A 13,762-nucleotide genomic window follows, 5' to 3' on the forward strand; every position below is an offset into this window, starting at 1 on the left:
CATGACTTGGAAGACGATGACCCTGACCGGCTGGGGCCGCACCCGCCGGTCCGAAGCCGCCGCCTGCCGGCCGGAGCGCGCTCCGGCCGCGGCGCGGGTGCTTCAGGACCGGTTCGAGCGCGGCATCCTGGCCCGCGGCCTGGGCCGCAGCTACGGCGACGCCTCCCTGAACGGCGGCGGCAACGTCCTGCTGACGGAGCGGCTGAACCGCATGGTCTCGTTCGATCCGGACGATGGCACCCTGGTGTGCGAGGCCGGCGTCAGTTTCGACGACCTGCTCACCGCCTTCCTGCCCCGGGGCTTCATGCCGCCGACCTCGCCGGGAACATCCTTCGCCACCGTCGGGGGCGCCGTCGCCAACGACGTCCACGGCAAGAACCACGACCGCGTCGGCAGCTTCGGCGACCATGTGCTGTGGCTGGACCTGATCCTTCCCACGGGCGAACAGGTCCGCATCTCGCCGGACGAGCGGCCCGACCTGTTCGCCGCCACCGTCGGCGGTGTCGGGCTGACCGGCGTGATCCTCCATGTCTGCTTCCGCCTGCGCCGGGTCGCCTCCGCCTCGGTCGAGGTGCGGGAGCGGCGGATGCCCGATCTCGACGCCTTCATGGCCGGGCTGGCCGAGGCGCGGGAGACCGCAGGATACAGCGTCGGCTGGATCGACGGCATGGCGCGCGGGGCCGACATGGGCCGCGGCATCCTGGAGACGGCGGAGACCGCCCCCGCCGACCCGGCCGGCGCCGCCCCGAAGCCGCCCAGGAAGCGGGCGGTGCCGGTCGATCTCCCCGGATTCGCGCTCAATCCGTTCAGCATCAACCTGTTCAACCAGGCCTATTACCGGCGCGTCCCGGCCGCCGGGCGGACCCGCACCCTGCCGGTGCGGCAGTTCCTCTACCCGCTCGACGCCATCCACGACTGGAACCGGATCTACGGCAAGCGAGGCTTCTACCAGTTCCAGAACGTGGTCCCCGACGCCGAGGCGCCGGCCGCCCTGCGCAAGCTGCTGGAGGCCATTTCCGACGCCCGGGCCGGCTCCTTCCTGGCGGTGCTGAAGACCCTGGGCGGCGAGGGCAGGGGGCACCTGTCCTTCCCGATGCGGGGCTACACCCTGGCGCTCGACTTCCCCCGGCGCGACGGCGTGGAGGACCTGCTGGCCCGCCTCGCCGCGATCACCCTGGACCACGGGGGCCGGGTCTATCTCGCCAAGGACGCCGTGCTCGACCCCGCCGGCTTCGCCCGCATGTACCCGAAACTGGGAGAGTTCCGCCAAGTGCTCGACCGCATCGATCCCGACCGGCGGATCCAGTCCGACCTCTCGCGCCGCCTGGACATCCGGGGAGAGAAGTCATGAATGCCCCGACCTGGCTGGTGCTCGGCGCCTCCTCTTCGATCGCCCGAGCCTTCGCGCTGGAAGCGGCGGCCCAGGGCAGCAACGTTATCCTGGCCGGGCGCGACCGCGCCGACCTGGACCGCGGCGCCGCCGACGTCCGCATCCGCCACGATGTCGCGGTCGAGGTGGTTGACTTCGACGCGGAAGTGGTGGATACCCATGATGTATTCGTCAAAGATGTGACCGGTTTGTCGGCGGGCTTCGGCACCGGACCGTTGAACGTCTTCCTGGCCTTCGGCTTGATGCCGGACCAGTCCGCCATCGACGCCGACCCGGACAAGGCCCAGAGCACCATCATGGCCACATATGCCGGCGCGGTCTCGGTCCTGCACCGCTTGGCCCCGATCCTGGAGGCGCAGGGAAAGGGCCATATTGTGGCGCTCGGCTCGGTCGCGGGCGACCGCGGGCGGATCAAGAACTATGTCTACGGCTCCGCGAAGGCAGGGCTGCACGCTTATCTCCAGGGGTTGCGCAACCGCCTGTTCCGCTCCGGCGTGACGGTCACCACCGTCAAGCCGGGTTTCATCGACACCACCATGACCTGGGGAATGCCGGGGCTGTTCCTGGTCGCCTCGCCGCAGGACTGCGCCCGCGCCTGCCTGCGCTACGCCGCCAAGGGGGCGGAGGTCCGCTACTTCCCGGCCTTCTGGTGGATCATCATGACGATCATCCGCTCGATCCCGGAACCGATCTTCAAGCGCCTGAGCATTTAGACCCCCTGCGGAGCGGCGGCGTCCCGCCGCCCTACGGCCCGCTCCGGCACCCCGGGATCGCGGGTCGCCAGAACGTTCAGGCACTCGCCGAAACCCGCGGTTTCGTCCCGCAAGGCACCGTCAGGACCCACGACATGGCAGGCGAAGCCGTGCCCGCGCAGCCGGTCCAGGATCTCGCCGGCGCCGTAGCCGTATCGGGCGGAGTTCTCGTCGAACAGCTCGATGTAGACATTTGATGACACGGACAGCACCTGAGCGGCGCCGTCCAGCACGAACTTCTCGAAGCCCTCGACATCGATCTTCAGCAGGTCGATCCGCTCCAGGCCGCCCAGCAGTGCGTCGAGCGTCGTCAGCTCGACCGTCGCCCCGTCGCCGTCCGCCGACACGAAGTTCATGTCGTCCGCGCGCCGCTGTGAGATCCGGATCGTCCCCGGCTCCGCCCCGACCGCCACGTTATGGATGGTCACCTGATCGAAGCCGTTCAGCCGCATGTTCTCCCGCAGGAAGCCCGCGATGGTCGGGTTCGCCTCGATCGCGTGGACCGTGCCGCCGGGACCGACCCTAGCCGCGGCCGCCGCCGCCAGAGTCCCGACATTGGCGCCGACATCCACGTATGTCGCTCCGGGGCCGAGCAGGCGGGTGACGATCCGCTCGTCCGCCGCCCGCGATTCCGGGTCGATCCAGTAGGCGCAGGAGACCGACGACGGGAAGAAGCGCAGCCGGTAGCCGTCCTTCGGGATGGTGAAGTGGCGGCACAGCCCGGTCTGCCACAGCAGCCGACCCGCCAGGTTGCGGACGGGCCTGTCGCCCCGGACCAGTTCGGCCAATCGGCCGGCGTAGCGGGAGAGAGCCATGGCGGCCTTAGTACTCCCACTCGTACAGCACGCCGACCCCGGCGCCCGAGGTCGTGCCCACGTCGGTACGAACCTTCAGGTTGTCAGTCACGTCGATCTCCACCACCACGCGGCTGCCGGCCTCGCCGACCCGCTGTTCCGCGCCGACATAGACGTCGCGGGAGACGTAGCGGCCCGCCGCGACTCCGGCTCCCTCAAGCCCTTCGCCTTCCTCGCCGCTCAGCAGCTCCAGCCGGTCCACGCCCAGCGTGTTCCGCAGGTTGTCCAGGATGCCCGGCCCGCCGCCGACGCCGGCGAGCTGGCCCACGCTCTGGGCCAGCTGCACCGCCTCGATGGCGCTCAGGTCGCTGAACGGCTTGTTGAACAGCACGCGGGCGATCACCTCGTCCTGCGGCAGCTCCGGCGTCGAGGTCAGCTGGATTTTCGGGTTGGATGCCCGTCCGGTCACCGCGACCACCGCCGTGATGTCTTCGGCCTGCGCCTGCGCCGCCACGTCCAGAACCGGATCGGTGCTGCCGTCGCCGACGAAATCGATGTTCGCCTGCTGGAACTCGAACCGCTTGGTCAGCAAATCGAGCGTCCCGCTGACCAGCCGCAGCCCGCCGCCGATGATCGGCTCCGCCGCGGTGCCGGTGACCTGGACGTCCGAGGACAGCTCGACGTTCAGCCCGCGCCCGCGCACGAAGATCTGGTTCTGAGCCTCCACCGTCAGGTCGAGGCGGAGCTGGAACGCCGAGGGGGCATCCTCCGTCGGCCCCGGCGCAGGTGTGTCGGCCGTGCCGGGACGGTTGATCTCCTCCACCTGGATCTCGACCACGCTGGGGGGAAGCTGTTCCGGCACCTGGATCTCGGCGCGCTCGATCGTTACCGGTCCCTGGAGCAGCGGGTTGTCCAGCGGCCCGGTCAGGCTCAGCAGCGTGTCGAGCCGGACCGTCGCCAGGTCGATCTGGACAAGCTGGGCGTTGCTGGCGCCGACCCGGATGTCGAAGGCGCGGGGATCGGTCGGATCGACGTTGACCGAGCCGGATGCCTCGACGATGCCGTCGTTCGGAGTCCTGCCGTTGAACTGGTCGATGGTCAGCCGGGTGCCGTCGCCGCGCAGCCGCATCACGATGTCGCGGATCACGGTGCCCGCCGCCTGGTTCTCGTACCGGGCGCCATCGAGCGTGGCGAGGCCGCCCAGCTGCGGGTTGCCCAGCGACCCGCCCAGGTCGAGGTTCACGTCCAGCCGCCCTTGCGCCCGGTCGCCGGTGGTGGCGAGCAGATCGTTGAAGGTCGCCAGCTCCACGTTGCCGCGCAGCGCGCCGGAGACCGGCGCGTTCATCGGCACCTCGACCGTCAGCGGCTCCTGCCTCAGCACCAGCGGCAGCTCCGCCGCCAGCCTCATGTCGATGCCGTCGCGCTGCCGGGTCACGGCGTTGCCGTCGAGCGCCAACCGCCCGTTCCGCCAACGCCCCGTCGTGGAGATGTCGATACCGCTCAGCCCGGCGGCCTCGCCGCCCTCCACGGTCAGGTTCGTGACCCTCAGGTCCAGGTCGGCCCGGGGATCGGCGGTGGTGCCGGCGAAGCTGGCATTGCCGTTGATCTGCCCGTCCAGCCCCAGGCCGGGAGCGGCCAGTTCCGCCAGCGCCAGCGGCACCTGGGTCAGCGTCGCCGAGCCCTCGATCGCGTTCCGCACCAGCCCGGCATCGAGCGCGATGCGTCCCTCGTTGCTGGCGAGCAGCAGGTCGCGGACCTCGTACCGGTCCGGGCCGATCGTCGCGGTGGCCGGGTTGACCAGCCGGAACGGCTGCCCGCCATAGGTGCCGTCCAGCCGTTCCAGCCGAAGCCTTTGCAGGTTGCCCTCCTGGCTGAAACCGCCGGCCAGCGCCACGCGGGCCGGCTGTGCCGGCGCGCCGGCCTGGCCACTGGTCCGGGCTTGGAACTCCGCCTTGGCCGGCGTGCCGGAGGCCGAGGCGGTCAGGGTCGCCAGATCGGCGCCGCCGGCCGTGATGCCGGAGCCGTCCAGCTTGGCGTCGAACCGCAGGGCACCCAGCGCGTCGTTCACGTCGGCGTTCAGGTTGATCCGGTCGGCGGCCAGCAGCGGGCCTTCGGGTCCGGCGACCAGGATGTTCCGGCCCTGGACCGCGGCAGTCGCCGACTGCCGCCCCTGGGGATCGTCCAGCCTGACCTCGATCCTGCCGCTGCCGCCCAGCTTCTGGCCGGCCAGGGGGGAGAAGACGTTGAGGTCGCGCATGTCGCCGGCCAGCCGTCCCGATGCGGTCAGCCGGTCGAGCGCCACCCGGATCGCGCCCGCGATGCGGTTGCGTTCCGCCCCCAGCGAGATGTCGGACAGGTCGAGCCGCTGGCCTTCCAGCGCGAAGCCGGTGCGGGCGTCCAGCGGCTGCCCGTCCACCACCGCGGAGGCGACCAGGGTGCCGCGCGGGGCGCCGGGCACGCGGGTGGCGCGCAGGTCCACGTCCGCCGTGGGCACGTTCCGGCCGGCCAGCACGAGGTTGCGTCCGTCCAGGTCGGCGCGCACCTCCAGGGAGTCGAGCGGTCCGGTCGCGGTCCCCTCCAGCGAGGTCGAGCCGGCGATGTCGGTCGCGAGCGGCTCTTTCAGAACGGCGAGTCGCGGCAGGTCGGCCCGCCATCTGGCGTCCAGCCGGTTCTCCCGCAGCGCCGCGGCGGCGGTCAGCGCGACGTTCCGGCCGTCGATCTTCAGCCTCGGCATGTCGATAGACCCGTCGGTCCCGACCGTCACCAGGCCGGCCAGATCGACCTTGTCGCCGGCCAGCGCATCGGCGGCCGGGGTGCCGGTATTCAGGCCGGTGACGCCGCCGGTCAGGTCGGCGCGCACCAGCGTTTCCCGGTTGCCGCCGCTCAGGTCGGCCCGAACCTGCGCGGCACCGGCCAGCGGCGTCCCGGCGACGGCGGACAGGCGCGACAGTTCCGGCACGGTCAGGTCGACGATCCCGGCTATGTCCTGGCCGAACTCGCGCACCGTCGCGGTGCCGGTCAGGCTGCCCACCGGTGCGTTCAGGGCCAGTTCCGTAACCTCGACCGTCCGGGCGGCATCCTGGCTGTCCGCGGCGAGCCGCAGGGTCACGGCATCGCCCGCGAGGTCGCGCAGCATCGGCTCCAGCGCCGGGTCGGTGCTATTCAGCCCGCGCAGCTCGGCGGTCGCCTCGCCGCGCAGGATCTGCCCGCCCTGTTCCAGGGCAAGGTCGGTCCGGACGCTGGCGGCACCCGCGACCGGCAGGTCGGGCAGGCGGCCGAGGTCGGGGACGTCCAGCACCACCTGCGCGCCGACGGCGTCGCCCCAGCGCTCGACCAGCGCGGTGGCGCTGGCGGTGCCGGCGGCGGTGTTCGCGCGCAGGTCGGCGACTCGGATCTCGCCCGCGCCGGGCGTCACGACGGCAATGCCCTCGATCGTTACCTCCTGGCCGGCGACCTGGGCTATCCGTGGATCGGAGGGCGACCTGGGATTGGTCAAGGTTCCGTTCAGCGTGACGTCGATGGTGGAGCCGGGCTGGTCGAGCGGTCCGGACGGGACCGCCCGGAGTTGCAGCACCGCCCGGTCCAGCGCCGCCTGGGCGGCATCGACGGCCTCGGCGGTCAGGTCGGCCGTGAGGGTGGGCGCCGCGACGGGACCTTCCGCGGTACCGGCCAATCGGACCGACTGCCAGGCCACATCAGGGGCCAGGGTCCGGAGCGCCGAATCGGCTCCCGCCTCCAGAACGTAGTCGAAGTCCAGTTCCTGCGGGTCGAACCGGTAGCTGCCGGACAGCTCCGCCGTGCCGGCGGCCAGGGTGACGCGGGCCGGGGTGAGGGTCACCCCGCGGTTGGGATCGATCACGGATTCGGCCGAGAACCCGACCGTCTCGCCGACCAGAACGGCGGCCTGGGGATCGAGCAGGCGGGCGAAGGCGGTATCGCCGCGGATGACCATCCCATATCCCTGGGCGCCCTCCGCGACTTCGACGCCGCGGATCGTCGCCTCGGCACCGATCCGGGCGACGTCGCCCGCATTGCCGTCCAGCCGGCCTTCCCAGCCGGACAGGGGACCGGACCCCCGCAGGGCGACGTTGACCGGCGGCAGTCCCGGAATGTCGGCGGCCCGCGCGATCACGCCGCCCTGCGGTTCCTCCACCGTCAGGTCCAGGTCGAGCATGTTGGTGTCCGGCGCGTAGTTCAGCGCCAGCTTGGCGCCGCCGGGCCTGTCCAGGCGTTCGATGTCAAGGTCGGCACCAAGCCCTGCGTCGCCCCGGCCGAGCCGGGCGCTGCCGTTTATGCCCAGGGTCGCCGCTTCGCCGCCGAGGACGGGTGCGCCCAGGTGCAATTCCTTGACTGCCAGATGACGAAGGTCCAGGCCGACCGGCAGGTCGGGGATCTGGGGAAGGGAGAAGGGTTCGTCGCTGGGCGGTTCCTCGGGCTGTCCCGCCGGCAGCCGCTCCACGTCCATCCGGTTGACGTCCAAACCCGATATCCGGAACTCGCGGCGGAACAGGGCGCCGGCGGCCCAATCCAGCTTCGCCTGGTCGACCTGCAGCCAGACGCCCTCGTCGTCGGCGATGGCCAGGTCGTACAGAGTCACGTCCAGGCTCCAGCTCGAACTGACCCGGCCGATCGTCACGGTGCGGCCGGGGCCGCTCAGCAGGTTCTGGATCTGGCGGGTGATCCAGCCGGGATCCTGCTGCCCGGACTCCTCCTGGGCTGTGACGGCGATCGGCGCGCCCGCGACCAAACCCAGCAGCAGCAACGCGGCGCTCCACCGACGAACCAGACCTTCCATGAATTCCCGCCTTGCCATAGCTCCGTACACCAGGGCGAACACCCCAGGGCAGGAGATGTGCCTTCCAGGATGCCGCCGACAAGGTCACCGGGACGATCCGAACGCATGCCCGGGCTCCCAAGGGCCGGAAACAAAGCTGTTCCTGCACGTTTACGGGGGCGGAGAACGGTATCAGTCCTTGGGAAGCAGAATGACACGTCCGTTCCGGATCATCACCATGGTAATCAGCATGTGCGCAGGCTTGGCATCGGCCTCCATCGCGGCGGAGCCGCGGACCTATGACGGCATCGTGGTATTCGGCGACAGCCTTTCCGACACCGGCAACGCGGCCGGCGCGCGGTTCAGCAACGGACCCGTCTGGGTCGAGCATCTGGCGAGCCATTTCAGCCTGCCGGTCGAGCCGGCGATCTCCGGCGGGACCAATTACGCGGTCGGCGGCGCGCGTGCCCATGATCCGGGGAGCCCCTACAACCTTCGCGCCCAGGCCGACCGGTACCTGGCGGAGGAGCCGGACCGGAAGACCGTCCGCCGGACCCTGTTCATCGTCTATGGCGGCGCCAACGATCTGCTGGCCGCCGTGTCGGGCCGGGATCCCGTCGTCCTGGCGACCGACGCGGTCCGGGTGCTCGCCGGCATCGCCGACGACCTCGCCTCGGCCGGGGCCGGCACCATCCTGATGCCGAACCTGCCGGACCTCGCGAAGGTCCCGGCCGTGCGGCAGTTCGGCCCGACGGTCGGCCGGATCGCCAGCCAGGTCACGACGGGCTTCAACCAGGCGCTGGATCGTACGATCGCCGGCGTCGAGGCGCGCCGCGGCACGCGGGTCGTCCGCCTGGACGTCCATGGGTTGGTCGAGCGGGTCTTCAGGGATCCCGGCGTCCTTGGCAGGCCCGACGTCAACCTGACGGACCCCTGCGCGGGGGCCGGCCGGATCTGCGCCGAGCCGGACCGGTACATCTTCTGGGACCAGGTCCATCCGACCGCCTTCGGCCACGCCCGGCTCGCCAACGCCGCGCTCCGGGCGCTGGCCGGGAACGGAGACCGGTGACCTGACAATGGAAAAGGTCGTCATTGCCGAAGAGCCGGCGTCGCGCATCCCCAACTGGCTGCGGATCGTGATCTGGGGTCTGGTGATCGCGCTCGGCATCGGGCTGATCGCCGTCCTGGGACGGACGCTGGTTCCCTTCGTGGTCGGTGCCGGCCTCGCCTTCACGTTCGACCCGCTGGCCGGCTGGCTCGGCCGGAAAGGTGTCCGGCGCGGCTGGGCCGCCTTCCTGGTGACGCTGCTCACCTTCGGCATCCTCGCCGGAATCCTGGCGCTGCTGCTGCCGGTGCTGCTGGAGCAGGCCAGCGATCTGGCGGACCGCCTCCCGGACCTGCTCGCCCGCGCGCGCGCCATGCTGACCGGCGCCGCCGCCCAGGTGCCGGGTGCCGAGGTGCTGAACGATACCGACCTGCTCCGCCGGATCGCCCGTCGGACCGGGGAATGGGTGCAGCAGTCGGCCGGGGACCTGCTGGGCTTCGCCGCCACCCTGTTCGACATAGCGCTCCTGCTGGTCCTGACCCCCGTCGTCACCTTCTATCTTCTGCGCGACTGGAACCCGGTGGTGCGCCAGATCCGCCGGCTGGTGCCGCGCCAGTCCCGGGCCGTCGTGTTCGAACTGGTGGGGGAGATGACCGACCGGCTCGCCGGGTTCCTGCGCGGCATGGCGCTGAGCGCCGCGATCCAGGCGGTGATCCACTCGGTCGGGCTCTACCTGGTCGGGCTCAACTTCGCGATCCTGATCGGCGTGCTGACCGGGCTGCTGGTCTTCGTCCCGGTGGTTGGCAACCTCGTCATGCTGATCGCCGCCGTCACGGTGGCGCTGGTCCAGTTCGACGGCTGGCTGGAACCGCTCCTGGTCGTGCTGATCTATGCCGGGAGCAACGTGCTGGAGACCAGCGTCCTGGAACCCGTCCTGGTCGGCAACCGGACCAATCTCCATCCCGTCTGGGTGATCTTCGCGCTGCTGGTCGGCGGCAGCCTGTTCGGCCTGATCGGCGCCCTGCTGGCTCTGCCGGCGGCCACGGTGATCGCCGTGCTGATCCGCTACGCGGTCGACCGCTACACCCACAGCAGGCCTTACGACGAGTTCTGAACCCGGGGATCAGAACGACTCCACCTCGACGATCCAGCAGTCCAGCATGCGCTGGCTCAGCGCCACGCAGACATTGTTGACGCCGATCCGGTCCAGCGGCCCGAACGCCAGCGAGAAGGTCATGCTGTCCTTCCCCATCGTCGGGTAGATGAAGTGCGCGTAGGGGGCGTATTGCGGGCCGGCGGCGGCGATGAAGTCGATCCAGCCGTTTTCCGCCTCCACCGGGGTGAGGAATTCGCCCACGCGCGCCGCGTAGAAGGTACGGGGCGGGCCGCTGCCCGCGAAATCATAGTCGTGGACTCCGATGATCGGCAGCAGCTGTTCGGGCGGCAGCGCGATGCTGGCGATCGACTCCGACGTCATGCGCGCCTTGCCGCCCTGGACGTCGAGCAGGCCCAACACGGCGCCGCGCTCCAGCTTGGTCTCCCGCTTCTTGCCGTCCTTGATCTCCGTGCCCGCGGCGTTGCCGGCCAGGACGTGGGTGCCGCGCAGGGTGCCGTCGGGGAAGGTCCAGCGCTGCCGCCCGACCACGGCGGCCCGGCTCGCGACCGTGCGCGCGATGAAGATGCTGTCGAGGCTGTCGCTCGGCACGTAGCCCACGTCCCGGCCGCCCAGCCCGATCTGCGTCCAGGAGGTGCGGCGCGGGGTGCCGAACGCCGCGACGGTCTTGCCCCTGGGCAGCATCATCACGACGCGGCTCGCCTCGTCCGGCGAGACGCGGACCTCCACGTCGCGGTTCAGGATCGTCTCGCCGACCTGGGGCGCACCGAGGTTGGGTCCTCCCTGCGCACGGGCGGAAACCGGTGCGCACAGCAGGAGGGCCGCGGCCACGATCGGCAGAAGGAGCCGGGTGACCGGCGGCTTAGGCAGAATCTGCATCGCGATCCCCCCGGCATAGGGCAAGTCCTGCCGCGACGGTCCGTCCAATCTGCGTAAAAAGCCCGGGAATCCGCCACTGGCACGGGGCTTGCCATTGATGGTCACGAACCTGCCCCACAGAGACCGCCCCGTCGGAGACCGCCATGCGTACAGCGCTGAACACCGGAATGATCGTCGCCTCCCTTGCCGCGGTGCTCGGCTGGAGCAACGCCGCCCAGGCAGCCGCCTGCGCGCCGGGCGGCACCGAAACGGACCCCGTCGCCCTGTTCGAGGCGGTGGCGCCGGCCGTGGTGACCATCGAGTCCGCCGGCGACGGCGCGAAGACGGTCGGCACCGGGTTCCTGTGGGATCGCGCCGGCCATGTGGTGACCAATGAACACGTGATCCGGCCGGGGCGGCAGCTGACCGTCAGGTTCGCCGACGGCCGTACCGTCCGGCCGGCCATGATCGCGGTCGCCGCCGACCTGGACATCGCGGTCCTGCAGGTGGATGCCGCCGCCGCTCCGGCCTCGGTGACCCGCGGCTCGTCGCGGTCTCTGAAGGTCGGGCAGGGGGTCTTCGCCATCGGCAATCCGTACGGGATCGGCGTCAGCCTGAGCCGAGGCATCATCAGCGGCCTGGACCGGCCGGTGGAACTTGGCGCCGGCAAGCGCATCGACAAGGCGATCCAGACCGACGCCAGCCTGGACCCCGGCAACTCCGGCGGTCCGCTGCTCGACTCGCGGGGCTGCCTGATCGGCATGGCGACGGCGGTGGTCGCGGCGCCGGCCGGCCTGTCCCGCGTCGGCTTCGCGGTTCCCGTGGACCTGCTGGAGCGGACCATCGCCGGCCTGATCGGCGGCGCGGGCAGGGTCGCCGGCCAGGAGGGCGCGTCCGGTGCCCGCAATGATCTTGGCATCATGGCCGAGGATGCGGCTCCGGGGGTACGGGTCGTCAGCGTGGCGCCCGGATCGCGCGCCGCGGCACTGGGCGCCAAGCCCGGCGACGTCATCACCCACGCCGACGACCGGCCGGTCGCGGGCGTCGCGGAACTGACCGCCCACTTGAAGCGCCAGGGAGCGGCGGGCATGCGCCTGACGTTCCAGCGAGGCAAGACTTCGCGGACCGTCGAGGTCCTGCTGACCTCGGCCGGCTCCTGACGGGGCAGGGCGGTCCGCCGGGCGGTCAAGGCGCGGGTTCCCGAAGGATGACGGTCGGGAGCCGCACGGTGAAGACGATCGGCTCGGTGCCGGCAAGCTCCTCCAGCGTCGGCTCCGGCGTGGCCTTCGGTGCCGCGGGCATGTCGTCGGGACCGAAGACTGTGATCGGCACCACGGATGTGAAACCTTCCCGGGCGGGCGGCACAGGGACGGGCTCCGGAGGGAGGGCCGCCGCCGGAGCGGCTGAAGTTGCCGCCGTCACCGTTCCGCCCGGCTTGCGCCGGGGCACCGGGGGCCAGAAGATCGGCGGCTGATAGGGCGTGACCTTGGCGACGGCGGGAAGCATCGGAGCCGCAGGCGCCGCGGCGTCGCCCGGCAGGTCCAAGGAAGGCAGCGGCTTCGGCGGCAAGGGGGGAACCGAAGCGGTCAGCCGCCCTTTCCCCGGCGCCGGGATCGAGTATCGGGCCGGGGTGATGCCGGACGCGACCGACCCGGACCCGGGCGGCACCGGCTGCTGCGCGGAAACGCCCTGGACGCTTCCCAGCAGAAGGACGGCCGCGACCCGAGCGGCTGCGGGAAGCCGGAGCAGGCTCATTCTTTCGCCGGCGCCGGGGATGTCGGCAGGTCTGCGGGGAGCAGGCGCGGCGCATGGGTCACCGGGTCGATCACGACCCGCAGGATGCCGTCCTCGCCGATCTGCGTCTGCACCGGCTTTCCGGTCGCCGGGTCGAACGGGCCTTCCGTGTTGCCGGTCCTGGGGTCGGTGCGGAAATTGACGGCGACGCTGTCGGGCGGCTGCTGGCCGTCGGCGGGGCGGAGCGTCTCGCAGCCGGCGAGGGTCACCATCGCCAGTGACGCGGCCAGCGCTCTCCCGCCGGTTCGCCGGAACGACTCCGCCAAGCCGCTGAATTTCGCGGAAGACTCGCCAGAAACGCTGTGCAACACCAACCAGCTCATCCAGTCAATACGATATCCCTGCCGCCGGACCGGCCGCACGGAACCATGATGTCGGGCAGTGGTTTGCTTTCCGTTACTCGAAGGGAATGAAGATGGAATACGTGAACCTCAAGGGGGTGCGGGTGCCCGCGCTCGGCCTCGGGACCTGGCAGCTGTCGGGCGCGCAGTGCGTCGACGTGGTCCGGGCCGGTCTCGCCATGGGGTATCGCCATGTCGATACCGCGCAGGCCTACAACAACGAGGAGCAGGTCGGGGAGGCGCTGGCCGACTCGGGCATCCCGCGCGACGATATCTTCCTGACCACGAAGGTCTGGTACGAGCGCATCGGCGACGGCGAACTCCAGCGCTCGGTCGACGAGAGCCTGAAGAAGCTGCGGACCGACCATGTGGACCTGCTGCTGATCCACTGGCCCAATCCCAAGTTCCCCCTGGGCGAGAGCCTGAAGGCCCTGTCGGAAGTCAAGGCCGCGGGCAAGGCGCGCAACATCGGCGTCAGCAACTTCCCGACCGCCCTGCTCCAGGATGCCGTCGAGCGGCACAAGGCCGATCTGCTCTGCGATCAGGTCGAGTACCACCCCTTCCTGTCCCAGCGGCCGGTGCTGGATTTCGCCCGCGCCAACGACATGATGGTGACGGCCTACAGCCCGATCGCCCGCGGCGAGGCGGCGACCCATCCCGTCCTGACACGGATCGGGGAGAAGCACGGCAAGTCCGCCGTCCAGGTGACCCTGCGCTGGCTGATCGACCAGAGCAACGTCGCGGCGATCCCGAAGGCCAGCGGCGAGAAGCACCTGAAGAGCAACTTCGAGATCTTCGATTTCAAGCTGGGCGACGACGAGCGGGCCGAGATCGATGCCCTTCGGGGCGACCGCCGGCTGATCAATCCGGGCTGGGCGCCGGCATGGGACGCCGCCTGAC

General features: G+C 70.8%; 11 protein-coding genes. 6 read left to right on the forward strand and 5 right to left on the reverse strand.

Annotated elements, in window-relative coordinates; genetic code table 11:
• Window position 1 precedes the first annotated feature (1 nt).
• Complete coding sequence (locus tag JL100_RS10510) at window positions 2–1,351, forward strand: FAD-binding oxidoreductase (RefSeq protein ID WP_202685377.1); 1,350 nt, start codon at window positions 2–4, stop codon at window positions 1,349–1,351.
• Entirely contained in the window at window positions 1,348–2,103 is a 756-nt protein-coding gene (locus tag JL100_RS10515) for an SDR family NAD(P)-dependent oxidoreductase (protein WP_202685378.1), read from the forward strand. Before JL100_RS10510 ends, JL100_RS10515 begins: the two co-directional genes overlap by 4 nt.
• Here the strand turns inward: JL100_RS10515 and JL100_RS10520 are convergent.
• Both JL100_RS10520 and JL100_RS10525 read right to left on the reverse strand, forming a co-directional pair.
• Window positions 2,100–2,957: an FkbM family methyltransferase gene (locus JL100_RS10520; protein ID WP_202685379.1), complete on the reverse strand. Its 858-nt coding sequence runs from the start codon at window positions 2,955–2,957 to the stop codon at window positions 2,100–2,102. The two genes, JL100_RS10515 and JL100_RS10520, sit on opposite strands and share 4 nt — an antisense overlap.
• 7 nt (window positions 2,958–2,964) lie before the next feature.
• Window positions 2,965–7,731, reverse strand: a complete 4,767-nt coding sequence (locus JL100_RS10525; protein ID WP_202685380.1) for a translocation/assembly module TamB domain-containing protein — start codon at window positions 7,729–7,731, stop codon at window positions 2,965–2,967.
• A gap of 190 nt (window positions 7,732–7,921) precedes the next feature.
• Here JL100_RS10525 and JL100_RS10530 point away from each other — a divergent pair, with 190 nt between their 5' ends.
• Together JL100_RS10530 and JL100_RS10535 are read left to right on the forward strand one after the other, a co-directional pair.
• On the forward strand, window positions 7,922–8,779 hold the full coding sequence (locus JL100_RS10530; RefSeq protein WP_202685381.1) for an SGNH/GDSL hydrolase family protein: 858 nt from the start codon (window positions 7,922–7,924) through the stop codon (window positions 8,777–8,779).
• Window positions 8,780–8,786: 7 nt separating this feature from the next.
• Complete coding sequence (locus JL100_RS10535; protein ID WP_202685382.1) at window positions 8,787–9,869, forward strand: AI-2E family transporter; 1,083 nt, start codon at window positions 8,787–8,789, stop codon at window positions 9,867–9,869.
• Window positions 9,870–9,878: 9 nt separating this feature from the next.
• On the opposite strand, the gene JL100_RS10540 is transcribed toward JL100_RS10535, so the two are convergent.
• Window positions 9,879–10,748: an SH3 domain-containing protein gene (locus JL100_RS10540; RefSeq protein ID WP_202685383.1), complete on the reverse strand. Its 870-nt coding sequence runs from the start codon at window positions 10,746–10,748 to the stop codon at window positions 9,879–9,881.
• Window positions 10,749–10,891: 143 nt separating this feature from the next.
• On the opposite strand from JL100_RS10540, the gene JL100_RS10545 reads away from it, so the two are divergent.
• The gene (locus JL100_RS10545) at window positions 10,892–11,887 is read left to right on the forward strand and encodes a S1C family serine protease (protein WP_202685384.1); all 996 of its coding nucleotides are present in this window, start codon (window positions 10,892–10,894) and stop codon (window positions 11,885–11,887) included.
• A gap of 25 nt (window positions 11,888–11,912) precedes the next feature.
• Here the strand turns inward: JL100_RS10545 and JL100_RS10550 are convergent, their stop codons facing one another.
• Together JL100_RS10550 and JL100_RS10555 are read right to left on the reverse strand one after the other, a co-directional pair.
• On the reverse strand, window positions 11,913–12,482 hold the full coding sequence (locus JL100_RS10550) for a hypothetical protein (RefSeq protein WP_202685385.1): 570 nt from the start codon (window positions 12,480–12,482) through the stop codon (window positions 11,913–11,915).
• On the reverse strand, window positions 12,479–12,787 hold the full coding sequence (locus JL100_RS10555) for a hypothetical protein (protein WP_202685386.1): 309 nt from the start codon (window positions 12,785–12,787) through the stop codon (window positions 12,479–12,481). Before JL100_RS10555 ends, JL100_RS10550 begins: the two co-directional genes overlap by 4 nt.
• Before the next feature lie 149 nt (window positions 12,788–12,936).
• On the opposite strand from JL100_RS10555, the gene JL100_RS10560 reads away from it, so the two are divergent.
• Window positions 12,937–13,761 carry an aldo/keto reductase gene (locus tag JL100_RS10560; protein ID WP_202685387.1) on the forward strand — a complete coding sequence of 275 codons (825 nt, stop codon included), beginning with the start codon at window positions 12,937–12,939 and terminating at the stop codon, window positions 13,759–13,761.
• Window position 13,762: the final 1 nt, after the last annotated feature.

It is taken from the genome of Skermanella mucosa (assembly GCF_016765655.2).
Classification (GTDB): Bacteria; Pseudomonadota; Alphaproteobacteria; order Azospirillales; family Azospirillaceae; genus Skermanella; species Skermanella mucosa.